Here is a 16,492-nt window from a genome sequence, read left to right as displayed (position 1 = left end):
ATAAAAAACAAACGCCAAACAACATAAGTTATTTGGCGTTTTAGTATATAATTCTTTTAAATTATTCCCACTCAATAGTTGCTGGTGGTTTAGAGCTAATATCATAAACAACTCTGTTTACTCCTTTGACACTATTTATAATTTTATTAGAAATTTCTTGTAAAAACTTATAAGGTAAATCTACCCAGTCAGCGGTCATACCGTCAGTAGACTCTACTGCACGTAAAGCAACAGCTTTTTCATAAGTACGTTCATCTCCCATAACTCCTACAGATTGTACAGGTAATAAGATTGCTCCGGCTTGCCAAACTGAATCATACAACCCATGTTCTTTTAATCCGTTGATAAAAATAGCATCAACCTCTTGTAACATCGTTACTTTTTCTGCGGTAATATCTCCTAAAATTCTAATAGCCAATCCAGGTCCTGGAAAAGGGTGACGTCCTAACAATTCAGGATCAATTCCCATAGATTTTCCAGCTCTACGAACTTCATCTTTAAAAATCATACGTAAAGGCTCCACAATCTTTAATTTCATAAAGTCTGGTAAACCTCCTACATTGTGATGAGATTTTATAGTTGCTGAAGGTCCTCCATCTGCAGAAACAGATTCAATCACATCTGGATAAATAGTTCCTTGTGCCAACCATTTTACATCTTCTATTAAGTGAGCTTCTTGATCAAAAACATCAATAAATGCTTTTCCAATCGCTTTACGTTTTAATTCAGGATCAGACAAACCAGCCAATTCTTTTAGGAATCTTTCCGAGGCATCTACTCCTTTTACGTTTAAGCCCATTCCTTCGTATTGTTTTAATACGCTTTCGAACTCATTTTTACGTAACAAACCATTGTTTACAAAAATACAGTATAAGTTATCTCCAATAGCTTTGTTTAACAAAACTGCTGCTACTGTAGAATCTACTCCTCCAGACAATCCTAAAACTACTTTATCGTTTCCTACTTTATCCTTAATTTCCTGAACCGTAGTATCTACAAAGTTATCTGGTGTCCATTCTTGAGCTACTCCTGCAATTTTTACTAAAAAGTTTTCTAACAATTTAGTTCCATCTGTAGAGTGATATACTTCTGGATGAAATTGAATAGCATAAGTATCTTCCCCTTTTACATGATAAGCTGCATTTTTCACATCTGGAGTACTTGCAATACACTCATAGTTTGCAGGTAGTCTTAAAATAGTATCAGAATGGCTCATCCAAACCTGACTTCCTTCTTTAATTTCATCAAATAAAGGATTGGTATGATCTAAGAAAGATAAATTGGCTCTACCATACTCTCTAGTGTTTGATGCCCCTACTTCACCACCAAAAAAGTGTGCTAAGTATTGAGCTCCATAACAAATACCTAATAATGGTTTTTTACCTTTTACTTCTGATAAGTCAATTTTAGGAGCATTCTCTCCTCTAACCGAGTGTGGAGAACCTGATAAAATAACTGCTTTATAATCAGCAAAATTGTATTTTTCGCTGTTGTATGGGTGAATTTCACAATAAATGTTTAATTCTCTCACTCGACGAGCTATCAGCTGCGTAACTTGAGATCCGAAATCTAGAATAAGTACTTTTTGTTGCATGCACAAAAGTAACTTTTTTTGGTTTGATTACAAACCTTGTTTTTAGTTATTCTTAAACATCTAAATTCAATTTGTTTATTCTAACAAAAAAGCTGTTAAAACGAATTTTAACAGCTTTTTAAGTGAAATAAATTTAACCTTTACTTCATTAATCAATCTCATAGCAAGTTTTTATTTTGAGTATAAAATGTAATAAAGATAAAATCTCAATAAATAATTTTAAAATTTTCTTCTTAACGTTTAAATTCTGTAAGCAAAGATGCTTTACTAAAACTTATGAACCACACCCCAAAAAGACTTTTATAGCCCTAAAAGATATTTTTAAGCTTTTTAGGGTTTTCTGATGGTAAAAAACCATTGGTATTTAAAAATGCTTTTGAGAATTTACTATAATTTTCATAATGAAACATGGTTGCTAATTCCTTAATTTTGCAATCTTGTTCATTTAATATTTGTAAGGCCAATTTCATTTGCTTTTCCTTAAAATATCCATAAATAGTAGTTCCGTATAATGCTTTAAAATCCTTTTTTAATTTGGTTGGCGAAATTTTAAACATTTCTGCAATTTCTTCTATTCCTATAAACTTATCAAGTAGGTTATCTAATAAATAGTCTTCTACCGTTTTTAAAAGAACTCTATCCTTGCTTTTTAATTTTGATGTTTTAGAAACTACAGCATATTGATAATTTTCTAAAAACAATTCAAAAAAAGCATAGGTCGTTTTTTTTAGCGAAATATAATTTGGTTTTGTATCTGAGTTAAAAGCATTGTAAAACTCATTATAAACTGTTCTAAACTCTTCTATATTGATAGCGTAATTAATAAAGTCTATATTTTTATTTTCAAATAACTCAACAACTGATGCAGGTAAATTTGGTAATGTTTTAATATTATTTTCATACCAAGCTTTGTCAAAATATATTTGATATAAATTCTCTGTAGCTCCTTTAAAATGAAAATTCTCAAATTTTATTTTAGGTTTTAAAAAACTCAATGAATAATTTTTCACTACAATATTATTGATCTTATAATATTTAGAAGGATATTCATTTTTAACCTCATTAATAATTAAACAATAATAGGTTGCTGTTTCCGATTCATCATAAATAGGAGTAAATGAAAGATTGTTCTTATAATAAATATGAGAATTAATACACCATAATCCCTTTTCAAGTTCTGCATAGCCAAGTCTAGACTTAACAAAAGAATTATCGCAATAAGTCAATTGTCTTTCGGCATCATGCTTAACAAAAGGATATTTAATATTACTCTCTACGATTAATTCTGGAGAATTTGCTAGATAAAATAGTTTAAAAAAACCGTTAGAATAAGAAAAAAAATAGGGTTTATATTTTACAAACCAATTGTTAATTTTAGTAACTACAATATTCATCAAAAAAATTTAATTAACATCCCTGTTTCTTTTCGTAGCTTTTCAAAAATAGTTCTTTTTTATTCAAAATTGAATAATTTACATTTCAAAGAATCCTATCTGGTAAAAATAAGGTTAAAATTTTAAGATAAATTCCTTCTAAAAAAACCTGTTGTTTAGCTGTAATACTTTGTACTTTATACTTTTGTACTTTATACTTTAAATGTATCTTTGCTCAGCAAAAAATATTTATAATGATTAATATTACTTTACCCGATGGGAGTGTAAGAGAGTACGAAAAAAACAGTACTCCAATGGATGTGGCTATGAGTATTAGCCATGGTTTAGCAAGAAATGTAATTTCTGCAAGTTTTAATGGAAAAACCGTTGAGACCAAAACCCCATTAACCACAGACGGTAACTTAACCTTATATACATTTGAGCAACCAGAAGGTAAAAAAGCTTTTTGGCACTCTTCTGCACACGTTTTAGCTCAAGCTATTCAACAATTATATCCTGGTGTAAAACTAACTATTGGTCCTGCCATTGAAAACGGTTTTTACTATGATATTGATTTTGGAGAACACAAAGTTTCAGAAACTGACTTTCCTAAAATTGAACAACGTTTTTTAGAATTGGCTAGAGGAAAACACGAATTTACTTTACGTGAAGTTTCTAAAGCTGATGCTTTGGCTAAATATAAAGAAGAAGGAAATCCTTTTAAAGTTGAGTTGATTGAAAACTTAAATGACGGAGAAATTACTTTCTGCGATCATGATGATTTTACCGATTTATGCCGTGGAGGTCATATTCCAAACACTGGAATTTTAAAAGCTGTAAAAGTAATGAGTGCTGCGGGTGCTTATTGGAGAGGTGATGAAAAAAATCCTCAGTTAACTCGTATTTATGGAATTTCATTCCCTAAAGCTAAAATGTTAACAGAATATTTAGAATTATTAGAATTAGCCAAACAACGTGACCACCGTAAATTAGGGAAAGAGCTAGAATTGTTTACTTTTTCTCAAAAAGTAGGACAAGGATTGCCTTTATGGTTACCTAAAGGAGCAGCTTTAAGATCTCGTTTAGAAGATTTCTTAAAAAAAGCTCAGAAAAAAGCGGGTTACGAAATGGTAATGACTCCACATATCGGGCAAAAAGAATTATATGTGACTTCTGGTCACTATGAAAAATATGGGGAAGATAGTTTTCAACCTATCAAAACTCCAAAAATGGATGAAGAGTTCTTATTAAAACCAATGAACTGTCCTCATCACTGTGAGGTTTACAATTACAAACCTTGGTCATACAAAGAATTACCAAAGCGTTATGCTGAATTTGGTACGGTTTACAGATACGAACAAAGTGGAGAATTACACGGAATGACTCGTGTACGTTGTTTTACACAAGATGATGCACATATTTTCTGTACTCCAGATCAATTAGACCAAGAGTTTAAAGATGTAATTGATTTGGTATTATATGTATTTGGTTCTTTAGGTTTTGAAGACTTTACTGCACAAGTATCGTTAAGAGATCCTGAAAACCCATCTAAATATATTGGTTCTGATGAAAATTGGAACAAAGCTGAAAATGCAATCATCAATGCAGCTAAAGAAAAAGGTTTAAATTACGTAATAGAAACTGGTGAAGCAGCTTTTTATGGGCCTAAGTTAGATTTTATGGTGAAAGATGCCTTGGGAAGAAGTTGGCAGTTAGGAACTATTCAAGTAGATTACAATTTACCTGAAAGATTTGACTTAACTTACAAAGGATCTGACAATGCAGAACATAGACCTGTAATGATTCACCGTGCTCCTTTTGGATCAATGGAGCGTTTTATTGCAGTGTTATTAGAGCATACAGGTGGTAATTTCCCTCTTTGGTTGATGCCTGAGCAAGTTATCATCCTACCAATCAGTGAGAAATATCAGAAATATGCCGAAAAAGTTTCAGGATTGCTAGAAAATTCCGAAATTCGCACGCTAATTGACGACCGAAGTGAGAAGACAGGTCGAAAGATTAGAGATGCTGAGGTTAGTAAGGTTCCATACATGATTATTGTAGGGGAGAAAGAAGAAGGAGAAGAAAGCGTATCCGTAAGAAAACACGGAGAAGGAGATTTAGGAACTTTTTCTATCAATGATTTCATCAAACATATATCTGATGAAGTTGCCAAAACCTTAGTAACGTTTAATAAATAAGAGTTTAATTTCTCATAGCAATATGAGAGTAAAAAGATAAAGCCATAGCAATTAAGAGAAGAAGGTCTAAAGGACCTGCAAGAGTTATTAAAGAAAATCCACACAGAATTAACGAACACATTCGTTACGTGGATGAGGTACGTTTGGTTGGAGAAAACATTGAAGTAGGTGTTTACCCTCTTGCCAAAGCAAAGCAAATAGCAAAGGAACAAGAATTAGATTTGGTAGAAATTTCTCCAAAAGCAGTTCCTCCTGTTTGTAAAATTATAGATTACAAGAAGTTCTTGTATGAGCAAAAGAAACGTGATAAGGTTATTAAAGCTAAAGCTTCTAAAGTAACTGTAAAAGAAATTCGTTTTGGACCTCAAACAGATGAACACGATTACGAGTTTAAAAAGAAACACGCCATTAAGTTTTTACAAGATGGTGCAAAATTAAAAGCGTACGTATTCTTTAAAGGACGTTCTATTATATTTAAAGACCAAGGTCAAATTTTATTATTAAAATTAGCTCAAGAGTTAGAAGAATATGGTAAAGTAGAACAAATGCCTAAGTTAGAAGGTAAGCGTATGATTATGTTTCTTGCTCCGAAAGTAAAAAAGTAAATACTAGTTTCTAAAGTTTTAAAAGTAATAAAGTTAAAAGTTTATGTACTGTAAACCTTAATACTTGACAGACTTTTAACTTTAAGAACTATAAAGATAAAATAAGCAAGAATTAAAACTTAAAGAGAGATGCCTAAATTAAAAACAAAATCAAGTGCTAAGAAGAGATTCAAAGTAACTGGTACTGGAAAATTAAAAAGAAAACACGCTTTCAAAAGTCACATCTTAACAAAGAAGTCTAAGAAACGTAAGTTGAAATTAACTCATGATGGGTTAGTTCACAAAAGTGATGAATCAAACATCAAAAATCAATTAAACTTAAAGTAATTTAAGTTTAAAAGGGAATATTAAATTATTAACCATGGAGTGGGCAATATAAAAGAGTAACATAATGGTTGCCGCCTTACTACAAAAAACATTGAAATTATGCCTAGATCAGTAAATTCAGTAGCTTCAAGAAATAGAAGAAAAAAAATCTTGAAGCAAGCAAAAGGTTACTTTGGAAGACGTAAAAACGTTTACACAGTAGCAAAAAATGCGGTTGAGAAAGCAATGGCTTACTCTTACCGCGATAGAAAGAACAAGAAAAGAAGTTTCCGTGGATTATGGATTACTCGTATTAACGCGGGTGCACGTATTCATGGATTGTCTTATTCTCAGTTTATGGGGAAAGTAAAAGCTAACAACATCGAATTAAACCGTAAGGTTTTAGCTGATTTAGCAATGAACAACCCAGAAGCTTTTAAGGCCATCGTCGAAAAAGTAAAATAAATTTAAAATAACATCTTGCTTATATTTTAACCCTCTAACTATTGTTAGAGGGTTTTTTATTTGCTTAAATTTGACTAAAAAAACTAAACTATGTTACAAGAAATAATCATTCCACTAATCACATTAGTGTTTTTGGAGGTGGTACTAGGAATAGATAATATTATTTTCATCTCTATTTTAACAGACAAACTTCCTGAAGAAAAAAGGGATAAACTTCGCATTATAGGATTATCATTAGCAGCTGTTATTAGAATTGGTTTACTAACAGTTGTTTCATGGATTTTAAGACTAGACAATGCTTTGTTTACTGTGTTGGGGATTGGTTTTAGCGGAAAGAACCTCATCTTGTTTGGTGGAGGTGTCTTTTTACTCTATAAAGCAAGTACAGAAATATTTCATCATACAGAGAACCATCACAATAATCCTGATAAAGTAGTGAAGAATCCTACTTTCAGAAACCTACTGATTGAAATATTATTATTAGATATTGTGTTTTCAATAGATTCTATTATAACTGCTGTGGGAATGGTGAGTAATTTATATGTAATGTACGCTGCAATTATTGTAAGTGTGTTAATTATGATTTTTGCTTCTAAACCTATTGTGAACTTTATCAACAAACATATTTCTTTTAAAATATTAGCGCTTTGTTTTTTAATGATGATTGGAGTTTCCTTAATAGGAGAAGGATTACATTTTGAAATTCCTAAAGGATATATTTATTTCTCTATGCTATTTGCCTTTTTAGTAGACTTGATACAGATTAAAACAGTTAAAAAAGAATGAATAATTAACCTAAACAAAAACCTCAATAGAAATTCTATCGAGGTTTTTTATTCTTCATTTTTTTAAAAGAAATATCTAAACCCTATCGATAAATCAGACAACAAACTAGAACTTCCTAAACTAGTATACAGATTACTTGAACTTTGCTCTCTTCCTCCTGGATCTTCATTCTTACTATATCTATAACTTAAAAGATCATTGAAACCAACTTTTAGAGACATGTGCTTATTAAGCACATAACTAAGTTCTGGAGAAACCCCAACAACAAAGTATTCATCATCAGTATTATTAGTATTAGTATTATTAGCTCTAGTAACATTTGTGGTACCATACATGATACTTCCTGAAAAATTAAGAAAGAAACTCTTATAAATCTTATAATACTTGTCTGCTATAATACCTAAAGCATAGGAATCAGTTTCCATACTATTTTCAGTTCCATTTATTTCATTAACATTTTGTGTTTTAGTGTATCTAGTATTAATACCAATCATTAAATTATCTTTAATAAAAAAACCGACAGAAGGGTTTATAGAGTAATTTTTACTCTCTGTATTTGTGAAATTAACATTAGTGTTTTCTGAGTTATAAATAGCAAAACCACCTCCTATGCTAAAATTCCCCTTAGAATAGGGTGATTCAAATTCTGTTTCTTGAGCAGACATGCTCATTGTTGCTAAAAACAACAAACCAAGTAATACTTTTTTCATAACAATTTTTTTTAAAATTTATATAAGGTAAAAACAAGAATCTAGCCAAAGTCAATAATAAAATAACATTATGTAACTAAACAAAAACAATTTACCATACTTATATAGTAAACCTTTTTTGTAATGAAAATATTACTTTAAATCAACTCAAAACACTGTTTAGCAATTTCTAGTTCTTCGTTGGTTGGTATAATTAATATTTTTACTTTGGAATTTTTAGCTTGAATTTCTATCAATTCTTTAGGTCTAACATTATTTAAATCCTCATCTAATTCTATTCCTAAAAAAGATAAATTTTCACATATTAACTTTCTTAACTCAATACTATTCTCCCCTGCTCCGGCAGTAAAAACAAGCGCATCTAGCCCATTCATAGCAGCTGTATAAGAACCAATGTATTTTTTTACCCTATAAGCATACAATTCTAAAGCTTCAGTACAATCAGTATTTCCATTTTGTGATTGGTATACTAAATCTCTAAAATCAGAATACCCTGTCATTCCTAACATTCCGCTTTTTTTAATCAGCAAATCACTTACTTCATCAACAGAATATCCTAAATTTTTAATTAAATGTAATACTACAGATGGATCTATATCTCCAATTCTAGTTCCCATGACCAATCCTGTAGTTGGAGAAAATCCCATAGAATGATCTACACATTTACCATTTTCTACTGCCGAAACCGATGCTCCGTTCCCAATATGCAACGTTATTAATTTGGTATTGGTGGTCCCTAAAAACTCATTGGCTTTTTCAGACACGTACTTATGACTAGTTCCATGAAAACCATAAACGCGTATCTTTTTCTCTTCAGTAAGTTTCTTAGGTAAAGCATATTTATAAGCTTTTGATGGCATAGTTTGGTGAAAAGCAGTATCAAATACCACAATTTGCTTAGTTTCTGGAAATAATTCTTCACAAACTTCTATCCCTAATAAATGAGCGGGATTATGTAAAGGAGCTAAAGAAAACAACTCTTTAATTCCTGCTTTAACTTCTGGAGTAACAATTCTTGTTTTTGAAAATTTATTTCCTCCATGTACCACTCTATGTCCAATTATTTTTATATCCTTCTTCGATTTTAAAACCCCTAACTTTTCATCGAATAAATATGATACCAAAATAGACAAACCTTGTTTATGATCTGCAATAGTCTCTTCTATTTCTACTTCCTCTCCATTAATGGGATTGTATACAAACTTTGAATTTTGTTGTCCTATACGCTCTATTAATCCATTGCATACCACTTTTTCTGATGGCATTTCTATGATTTGATACTTTAAAGAAGAACTTCCTGAATTGATTATTAATATATTCATGTTTTATAATTCTTGTGCTTGAATGGCTGTAATAATAACCGTATTAAAAATATCATCTACAGTACAACCTCTACTTAAATCGTTAACTGGTTTATTTAATCCTTGTAACATTGGACCAATAGCTAAGGCTCCTGTTTCTCTTTGAATGGCTTTGTATGTATTGTTTCCCGTGTTTAAGTCAGGGAAAATTAATACAGTTGCTTTTCCTGCTACTTCAGAATCTGGCATCTTACTTTTTGCTACTCCTGGATCAACAGCAGCATCATATTGAATAGGTCCTTCTATTTTTAAATCTGGTCTTTTTGCTTTTACGATTTCTGTGGCTGTACGAACTTTATCTACTTGAGCTCCTTTTCCTGAGGAACCAGAAGAATAAGACAACATAGCGACTCTTGGTTCTATCCCAAAATTAGCTGCTGAATCTGCAGAAGAAATAGCAATTTCTGCCAACTGCTCTGCTGTAGGATCAGGGTTGATGGCACAATCTCCAAATACAGATACTCTATTTTCCATACACATAAAGAAAACTGAAGAAACCACCGATACTCCTGGTTTGGTTTTAATAAACTGTAATGCTGGTCTAATAGTATGTTGGGTGGTATTTACAGCACCAGAAACCATTCCATCTACCAATCCTTTATGTACCATCATGGTTCCAAAATAAGAAACATCTGTCATGGTATCACGAGCCATATCTATATTTATCCCTTTGTGTTTTCTTAACTCATAAAAAGTATTGACAAAATCTTCTAAATATTCTGATGTTGATGGATTGATAATTTTAATTTTATCAAAATTAATAGCAACACCAATCTTTTCTGCTTTTATTTTTAATTCTTCAACATCACCTAACAAGGTCACATCTACAATATTTAAGGTAGCCAACATTGCTGCTGCTTCTAAAACTCTAGGATCGTTTCCTTCTGGTAAAACCACTCTTTTTTTATGTTTCTGAGCTCTATCCACCATATTGTATTGAAACATTTTAGGAGTCATTCCTTTTGTTTCAAACTTAATTAACTTATTGGTTAACTCTTCGGTTGGTACATACTTATTAAAAATTCTTAAGGATGCTAAAATTTTATCTGTATTTTCTGAATAAATCTGAGCTTGAACATTGGCTACATTTGTAGCAGTTTCAAAAGTTCCTGTTTGTACAGATAAAATAGGAACAATATCAGATAGTCCATCAATCAATCTTAAAATAGTTGCTTCGGGTTTTAACCCACCTGTTAACAAAATACCTGCTACTTTCGGGTAGTTTTTAGAGCTATTGGCTTGTAAAGATCCTAAAATAATATCAGCTCTATCCCCTGGTGTTACTACTAAATAATCTTCTACATAATGCTCTAAGTGATTTCTTAATTGCATAGCTCCTACTCCATAAGCACTAATTGGATTATTTAATCCTGAGACTCCAAACATCACTTCAGCATCTAACTCTCTTACTATTTCAGCAACTGTTGGATTGGATAATTTATTAGAAAATGGCACTGCACAAGTCACTACTGATTTAGGAACTATTTCTAGCAAACGCTTTTCCGTTTTTATTAAATTATCTTTACTTACTTTATTTACAATAACCGATAAAACCTCTACATCTCCATTTCTAAAAGTATCGTAAATTAACTTTGTATTTTCAATAGTGTTATCTACAGATTCTTTTGATGCTTTGCTGATGATTAATACTGGGATTCCTAAATTCTTAGCAATATTTACATTTAACTCTGCTTCTACAGAAGTGGCATCTCCTTCAAAATCTGTCCCTTCTACCAATACAAAATCATATTTCGATTCCATTTTTTTGTATTGTTTGATAATGGTATCGATAACATCTCCTATTTTCCCTTGATTTCTTTTAGCAATAACTTCTTTACCTGTAAACACAAAAGCATCATGGTAATCTATATCTAAATCAAAATGAGAAATAATGGTTTCTATATGAAAATCTTTTTTATTTTTTGCTACTGTAATAATGGGTTTTAAGTAACCTACTTTGGTTGTTTTTCCTAACAACAACCTCATTAAACCTAAAGTTACAATAGATTTTCCACTATTTGAATGGGATGCTGCAATGTAAATAGCTTTACTCATAATATCTTATTTTAATAACAAAAGTAATATAATGAAATACTCTAAAAACTAATATAAATCATACTTTTATATTTTGTTAAAACTTTTTTAGGATGTTGTATATAGTATTATTAAGAGGAATTAATGTGAGTGGTAAACACAAAATAATTATGAAAGAATTTGTAGACATTCTTTTGAAAAACTCAAAATTATTTAGTATTAAAAGTTATATACAAAGTGGTAATTTTGTTGTTAAAGGCAATATTCATCATCCTCAAGAAGTCAGTGATTTATTTTCTAAAATCATTCTAAAAGAATATCAATATAAAATCAAGGCATTTGTCTATACTTTAGATGAGTTTAAAAAGATTTTTACTGATTACCCCTTTCCCCCTAAAGATAAAGTAGATTATGTTACCTTTTTATCAAAAGCTCCTGAGCAAGAACAAGTAAACAATATCAATAAAGGCTTGGATACTTTAATGCTAAAAAATAATATTATTTATATTCAATATGCTACCAAGTATAGCGATTCTAAACTAAATAATAATTATTTTGAAAAACAACTAGATATTTCTGCTACTACTAGAAATATAAGAACAATTAGTAAACTAATAGAAATTGCTGAAAAATGAAAAAGCATTTGTTTGAATTAAACAAATGCTTTTTTAATATCATGTATTCTATTTTTCACAAGTCTTCTCCAGCAGAAATTACTAATCTTAAATCAATTTTAAAAAGCAAAGACTCATTAGGACTAATGGCTCCACTTCCTCCGTTCAAGTAACCTAAACCTGAAGGAATAATCATGAATCCTTTACCAGTACCCGAAAATTGTCTCGGGATTGTAGGATCACTTTCATTTGCATACCCTCCTCTAAAGACTGATAATCCAATTGGCCATGCTCTAATTACTTCATCTCCATATAAAAAAACATCATTTAAAGTACTTTCTTGATACACTCTATATTCTCCTTCATCATCCTTTTTTGTTATAGAAGATAGTTTATAAGCAACATTTACAATATCATCAGCATCAGGACTTCCTTTTACAACACCTTCATCTTGATTACCCGCATCTTGGTTTAACCCTTGCTCATACACATAAGAATACATAGTGTAATCTACATCATTTACAGTTGAGTGTAATGCTTGTAAATTAGTATCATCCTCTAAAGCAGTTTGATCAGCATCAATTTCTTTAATCTCTTTATCTACAGGATCAAAATAGTGAGTCGCTAGATACTCATCTATCATTGGTTTTTCGATTACATATTGTGCTGCATGATCAAATTCCTCCAATGAGTTTTGATCACAGCTTACTATGATAGTGGCCACTAAGGCTAAACATAATTTTTTAAAATTCATTCTTGAACGTTTTAGGAGACGCAATTTACAATTTTCATATCTTAGCAGAAAGAAACAAACAAAAATAACGCATGCGAATTGACAAATATTTATGGGCCATTAGAATGTTTAAGACTCGATCTATAGCAACTGAGGCATGTAAAAAAGGTCACATTAAGATTAACAATGTTAATGCCAAACCTTCTAAAGAGGTATATATTGGTGAAAAATTAATTGTTCGTAAAAATCAAATCAATTATCAATTAGAGGTTTTAGACGTTCCCCCTAACAGGGTTGGAGCTAAATTGGTAGATTTATATAGAAAAGATACCACACCTAAAGAGGCCTTTGACCATTTAGATTTGTTAAAATATTCTAAAGATTATTATCGTCAAAAAGGTGCTGGTAGACCTAGTAAAAAAGATAGAAGAGATTTAGACGAATACCAAGAAAACAATAACTTTGAAACCGAAAATTAAATTCATTACTACATGAACAAGTCTATTATTTTAAATCATCAAGAAATCACACAGAAAACAAGAAGAATTGCTTTTCAAATTTTAGAAAGCCATTGTGATGTTGACGAAATTATTTTAGCCGGAATTAATGGGAATGGATTTATTTTTGCACAACACATTAAAAATCATTTAACACAAATTTCTGATCTAAATATTACTTTATGTGAGGTGATTTTAGACAAGAAAAATCCTTTAAATACTATTGAAACTAGTATTTCTAAAGAGAATTACACTAATAAACATATTGTTTTAATTGATGATGTGTTAAACTCTGGAAAAACACTTATTTATGGAGTTAAACATTTTTTAAATGTTTCTTTAGCTTCTTTTAAAACAGCTGTTTTGGTCAACAGAAATCATAAAGAATATCCTGTAAAAGCAGATTTTAAAGGAATTTCTTTATCTACTTCTTTACAAGAAACTATTGAGGTTGATTTTAGTAATGAAGAAGAATCTGTCGCTTATTTATGCTAATTATAAAGATTTTATTATTTCATCTGTAATTACTTGAACAGGCTTATCATCTACAGAGACAGCAATTTTTGCTTGTAAATAAAAATGACGTCTTTCAAACAAATGTTTCCCAATAAACTCTGCCAAATCTTCATCTTCAATTCTAGCAATTAATGGTCTCTTGGCTTTTTCTGGTAACAACCTACTTACCAAAGTAGGAATATTAGCACTTAAATAGACCGCTGTAGATTTTTTGTTGATTATTTCCATATTATTTCCAAAACAAGGGGTTCCTCCGCCTAAAGAAAGAATAAATGCTTCATCATTATCTAATAATTCTAATAAGGACGATGTTTCTAGTTTTCTAAAATAAATTTCTCCATGATCTTTAAAAATATCAGCAATAGTTTTTCCTTCTTTCGTTTCTATATAATCATCTAAATCTATTCTTTTCAAATTCAAAGAGTTACTCAATGCATTTGAAACAGCTGATTTACCACACCCCATATATCCTAATAGAACTAATTTCATCATCTTTAATAATAATATTACTAGACACAAATATCAAGGAAAAAACTAGCTAAAAAAAGTTTCCTCCCTAAAAAAAACTATTATATTTGCACTCTCATTGACCTGGTAGCTCAGTTGGTAGAGCATCTCCCTTTTAAGGAGAGGGTCCTGGGTTCGAGCCCCAGCCCGGTCACAGAAAAGCTCCTCTTTTTAGAGGAGCTTTTTATTTGCAATAGATTTTAAATTTGTGGTGAATAAAATAATCATGATTCAAAAAAGCCTAACTATAATAGTTAGGCTTTTTTAGTTATACAATTTCAAAAATTTATTGTGAGCATTATTAAAATTAAAAAACAAGTGTATCTGAAATCAATTAACTATGACATAATTTCCAACACATTAGCATAAGAAGCCTTTGGTTGGTCATTTGGAAAATATACTTCTAGAAAATCAGAATGCTGTTTATATTTTAATTTTTCACCTGTACTCAATAATTTAATTTTCTTAATTTTTTGAGGATGATATTTAGATTCTTTTCCCAAGCTTTTTATCAATATTTTACCATCTTCTGGCCAAGCCATTACCGTAGCATAAAGTATATCTTCTTTTTGTGCAAACCTAATATCTTTAAAAGTATAAGGTTTACCTTTCCCTTCGTTAAAACCTTGTGCTGTTAGGGCAGCGGCACTTTCTTGCTGTGGTCCTTCGCCAAATATTTTCCATGGACGTGTGCCATAAATACTTTTATTATTTAATTTCATCCACACACCTATTTCTTCTACAATTTTACGTTCTAATTCATCAATACTTCCATCACCACGAACAGGAATGTTTAACATTAAGTTTCCATTTTTACTTACCACATCAACTAAAGTATGAATAACTGTTTTGGCTGATTTGTATCGTTTATCGTTATAAACTCCTCTATCATAATGCCAATTTCCAATACAAGTATCTGTTTGCCAAGGTAAAGGTTCTATGTTATTACTTTGTCCTTTTTCTATATCCCAAACCATAGCCTTGCGTTGTTGTTCATCTAAAATTTTACCTGTAACAACTGTTTGAACGGTTTCATTTTTTCCGAGACTTTTATTATATAGATGAGCTGCTATTCTCAAGCCAGCATCACTTATTGGCCAAAGAGGCAAAGCAGTATCATCAAAATATACCAAATCAGGATTATATTTATCTATTAAATCAATAGTTCTGTTGTAAAACTTTTCTATATAAGCATCAGATGGTTTTACTACTCCATTTCCCCAATTCCATTGACTATGTATGGTTCCATTATTTAAACTATTTTCACTTAATGGATGATTTTGAGCGTATAATTCTTGGGGGTCTAAACCTTCCCACCAAGTTCCTGCTCCGTCTTCTTTTGTTAAATTACCATCATAAGGAATTCCTGCCAAATCACCTTTTTTATCAGCACGTTGAGACGTTTCAAACCAACTCCACGCATGTGCTGCGTGAACACTTACTGCAAAAGGTAATCCTGCTTTACGAGCCGCCTTTTCCCATCCAGCAATAATATCTTTTTTAGGACCTAATTTAGTAGTATTCCAATTTGGTTGATATTTACTATCATAAAGATCTAGATTATCATGATGATTAGCCATTGCCATAAAATATTTGGCTCCAGAATCTTTGTATAAATTCACCAATTCTTCTGGATTCCATTTATCGGCCTTCCAAACATTAATAACATCTTTAAACCCAAATTTTGAAGGATGACCATATTTTTTAACATGAAACTTATACTGCCAAGAACCTTCTTGATACATTCCTCTTGCATACCAATCTCCTGCTTCTGGTTCACATTGAGGTCCCCAATGGGCCCACATTCCAAATTTTGCATCACGGAACCAATCTGGAACTTTGTATTTACTTAATGATTCCCAATTAGGTTTAAATAAAATTGGTTGATCTACTTTAGTCAAGTAATTTAACTTTGCAAATATTGGATTTATATAAAGGCCTGCCGCACCTGCAAAACCTAATTTTATAACATCTCTACGTTTCATGGATTATATTTTAAATATGACTTATTTTATTATCACTTTTACATGATGATACTTAATATACTAAATACTCAACAACAAAAACATTAGTAACCATATATCTCACCACTTTCAAAAATAAATTTTAGTAACTTTAATTCTTTATACAAAACCGACTTTTTCTTATACAAATACGTTTAAATATTCTCGTTTTTATGATTCATGACAA

General features: G+C 30.8%; 16 protein-coding genes and 1 tRNA gene. 9 read left to right on the top strand and 8 right to left on the bottom strand.

Annotation, left to right across the window (positions count from 1 at the left end; translation table 11 throughout):
- Nucleotides 1-61 precede the first annotated feature (61 nt).
- Both guaA and BUB70_RS10655 read right to left on the bottom strand, forming a co-directional pair.
- On the bottom strand, nucleotides 62-1,594 hold the full coding sequence (guaA, locus tag BUB70_RS10660; RefSeq protein WP_073121374.1) for a glutamine-hydrolyzing GMP synthase: 1,533 nt from the start codon (nucleotides 1,592-1,594) through the stop codon (nucleotides 62-64).
- A 308-nt stretch (nucleotides 1,595-1,902) separates the two neighbouring features.
- Nucleotides 1,903-2,988, bottom strand: a complete 1,086-nt coding sequence (locus BUB70_RS10655; protein ID WP_073121372.1) for a helix-turn-helix domain-containing protein — start codon at nucleotides 2,986-2,988, stop codon at nucleotides 1,903-1,905.
- 233 nt (nucleotides 2,989-3,221) lie between these two features.
- Between BUB70_RS10655 and thrS the strand changes: the two genes are divergently transcribed.
- The 5 genes from thrS to BUB70_RS10630 all read left to right on the top strand — a co-directional run bounded on the left by thrS (nucleotide 3,222) and on the right by BUB70_RS10630 (nucleotide 7,330).
- Nucleotides 3,222-5,168: a threonine--tRNA ligase gene (gene thrS / locus BUB70_RS10650; RefSeq protein ID WP_073121370.1), complete on the top strand. Its 1,947-nt coding sequence runs from the start codon at nucleotides 3,222-3,224 to the stop codon at nucleotides 5,166-5,168.
- A gap of 86 nt (nucleotides 5,169-5,254) precedes the next feature.
- Nucleotides 5,255-5,773: a translation initiation factor IF-3 gene (gene infC, locus BUB70_RS10645; RefSeq protein ID WP_073121368.1), complete on the top strand. Its 519-nt coding sequence runs from the start codon at nucleotides 5,255-5,257 to the stop codon at nucleotides 5,771-5,773.
- A gap of 129 nt (nucleotides 5,774-5,902) precedes the next feature.
- Entirely contained in the window at nucleotides 5,903-6,100 is a 198-nt protein-coding gene (gene rpmI / locus BUB70_RS10640) for a 50S ribosomal protein L35 (RefSeq protein ID WP_068824420.1), read from the top strand.
- Nucleotides 6,101-6,199: 99 nt separating this feature from the next.
- The gene (gene rplT / locus BUB70_RS10635; protein WP_073121366.1) at nucleotides 6,200-6,544 is read left to right on the top strand and encodes a 50S ribosomal protein L20; all 345 of its coding nucleotides are present in this window, start codon (nucleotides 6,200-6,202) and stop codon (nucleotides 6,542-6,544) included.
- Nucleotides 6,545-6,634: 90 nt separating this feature from the next.
- Entirely contained in the window at nucleotides 6,635-7,330 is a 696-nt protein-coding gene (locus BUB70_RS10630; protein WP_073121364.1) for a TerC family protein, read from the top strand.
- Between the two features lie 62 nt (nucleotides 7,331-7,392).
- Here BUB70_RS10630 and BUB70_RS10625 read toward each other — a convergent pair whose 3' ends face one another.
- The 3 genes from BUB70_RS10625 to pta all read right to left on the bottom strand — a co-directional run bounded on the left by BUB70_RS10625 (nucleotide 7,393) and on the right by pta (nucleotide 11,456).
- Complete coding sequence (locus tag BUB70_RS10625) at nucleotides 7,393-8,040, bottom strand: outer membrane beta-barrel protein (RefSeq protein ID WP_073121362.1); 648 nt, start codon at nucleotides 8,038-8,040, stop codon at nucleotides 7,393-7,395.
- Between the two features lie 137 nt (nucleotides 8,041-8,177).
- Entirely contained in the window at nucleotides 8,178-9,362 is a 1,185-nt protein-coding gene (locus BUB70_RS10620; protein ID WP_073121360.1) for an acetate/propionate family kinase, read from the bottom strand.
- 3 nt (nucleotides 9,363-9,365) lie between these two features.
- The gene (pta, locus tag BUB70_RS10615) at nucleotides 9,366-11,456 is read right to left on the bottom strand and encodes a phosphate acetyltransferase (protein WP_073121358.1); all 2,091 of its coding nucleotides are present in this window, start codon (nucleotides 11,454-11,456) and stop codon (nucleotides 9,366-9,368) included.
- Between the two features lie 92 nt (nucleotides 11,457-11,548).
- Here pta and BUB70_RS10610 point away from each other — a divergent pair, with 92 nt between their 5' ends.
- Nucleotides 11,549-12,070 (top strand): DUF1697 domain-containing protein, encoded by a 522-nt coding sequence (locus BUB70_RS10610; protein ID WP_073121356.1) that lies wholly within the window; start codon nucleotides 11,549-11,551, stop codon nucleotides 12,068-12,070.
- Nucleotides 12,071-12,125: 55 nt separating this feature from the next.
- Here the strand turns inward: BUB70_RS10610 and BUB70_RS10605 are convergent, their stop codons facing one another.
- Nucleotides 12,126-12,803 (bottom strand): FKBP-type peptidyl-prolyl cis-trans isomerase, encoded by a 678-nt coding sequence (locus BUB70_RS10605; RefSeq protein WP_073121354.1) that lies wholly within the window; start codon nucleotides 12,801-12,803, stop codon nucleotides 12,126-12,128.
- A gap of 71 nt (nucleotides 12,804-12,874) precedes the next feature.
- Here BUB70_RS10605 and BUB70_RS10600 point away from each other — a divergent pair, with 71 nt between their 5' ends.
- Nucleotides 12,875-13,261 (top strand): RNA-binding S4 domain-containing protein, encoded by a 387-nt coding sequence (locus tag BUB70_RS10600; RefSeq protein ID WP_073121352.1) that lies wholly within the window; start codon nucleotides 12,875-12,877, stop codon nucleotides 13,259-13,261.
- Nucleotides 13,262-13,273: 12 nt separating this feature from the next.
- Entirely contained in the window at nucleotides 13,274-13,774 is a 501-nt protein-coding gene (locus BUB70_RS10595) for a phosphoribosyltransferase family protein (protein ID WP_073121350.1), read from the top strand.
- On the opposite strand, the gene BUB70_RS10590 is transcribed toward BUB70_RS10595, so the two are convergent.
- Entirely contained in the window at nucleotides 13,775-14,284 is a 510-nt protein-coding gene (locus BUB70_RS10590; RefSeq protein WP_073121348.1) for a shikimate kinase, read from the bottom strand.
- Between the two features lie 99 nt (nucleotides 14,285-14,383).
- On the opposite strand from BUB70_RS10590, the gene BUB70_RS10585 reads away from it, so the two are divergent.
- Nucleotides 14,384-14,456 (top strand) — tRNA-Lys (locus BUB70_RS10585).
- Between the two features lie 184 nt (nucleotides 14,457-14,640).
- Here BUB70_RS10585 and BUB70_RS10580 read toward each other — a convergent pair.
- On the bottom strand, nucleotides 14,641-16,287 hold the full coding sequence (locus tag BUB70_RS10580) for an alpha-L-fucosidase (RefSeq protein WP_073121346.1): 1,647 nt from the start codon (nucleotides 16,285-16,287) through the stop codon (nucleotides 14,641-14,643).
- Nucleotides 16,288-16,492: the final 205 nt, after the last annotated feature.

This window comes from Wenyingzhuangia marina, from assembly GCF_900130035.1.
Taxonomy (GTDB): Bacteria; Bacteroidota; Bacteroidia; order Flavobacteriales; family Flavobacteriaceae; genus Wenyingzhuangia; species Wenyingzhuangia marina.
Note: the sequence above shows the minus strand (reverse complement) of the source record. Positions and strands in the feature narration are given on the sequence as shown.

Excerpts from the sequence above, each read along its gene's own strand:
- guaA (WP_073121374.1), bottom strand. The coding sequence starts at position 1,594 with ATGCAACAAAAAGTACTTATTCTAGATTTCGGATCTCAAGTTACGCAG.
- BUB70_RS10655 (WP_073121372.1), bottom strand. The coding sequence starts at position 2,988 with ATGAATATTGTAGTTACTAAAATTAACAATTGGTTTGTAAAATATAAA.
- thrS (WP_073121370.1), top strand. The coding sequence starts at position 3,222 with ATGATTAATATTACTTTACCCGATGGGAGTGTAAGAGAGTACGAAAAA.
- rpmI (WP_068824420.1), top strand. The coding sequence starts at position 5,903 with ATGCCTAAATTAAAAACAAAATCAAGTGCTAAGAAGAGATTCAAAGTA.
- rplT (WP_073121366.1), top strand. The coding sequence starts at position 6,200 with ATGCCTAGATCAGTAAATTCAGTAGCTTCAAGAAATAGAAGAAAAAAA.
- BUB70_RS10630 (WP_073121364.1), top strand. The coding sequence starts at position 6,635 with ATGTTACAAGAAATAATCATTCCACTAATCACATTAGTGTTTTTGGAG.
- BUB70_RS10625 (WP_073121362.1), bottom strand. The coding sequence starts at position 8,040 with ATGAAAAAAGTATTACTTGGTTTGTTGTTTTTAGCAACAATGAGCATG.
- BUB70_RS10620 (WP_073121360.1), bottom strand. The coding sequence starts at position 9,362 with ATGAATATATTAATAATCAATTCAGGAAGTTCTTCTTTAAAGTATCAA.
- pta (WP_073121358.1), bottom strand. The coding sequence starts at position 11,456 with ATGAGTAAAGCTATTTACATTGCAGCATCCCATTCAAATAGTGGAAAA.
- BUB70_RS10610 (WP_073121356.1), top strand. The coding sequence starts at position 11,549 with ATGTTGTATATAGTATTATTAAGAGGAATTAATGTGAGTGGTAAACAC.
- BUB70_RS10605 (WP_073121354.1), bottom strand. The coding sequence starts at position 12,803 with ATGAATTTTAAAAAATTATGTTTAGCCTTAGTGGCCACTATCATAGTA.
- BUB70_RS10600 (WP_073121352.1), top strand. The coding sequence starts at position 12,875 with ATGCGAATTGACAAATATTTATGGGCCATTAGAATGTTTAAGACTCGA.
- BUB70_RS10595 (WP_073121350.1), top strand. The coding sequence starts at position 13,274 with ATGAACAAGTCTATTATTTTAAATCATCAAGAAATCACACAGAAAACA.
- BUB70_RS10590 (WP_073121348.1), bottom strand. The coding sequence starts at position 14,284 with ATGAAATTAGTTCTATTAGGATATATGGGGTGTGGTAAATCAGCTGTT.
- BUB70_RS10580 (WP_073121346.1), bottom strand. The coding sequence starts at position 16,287 with ATGAAACGTAGAGATGTTATAAAATTAGGTTTTGCAGGTGCGGCAGGC.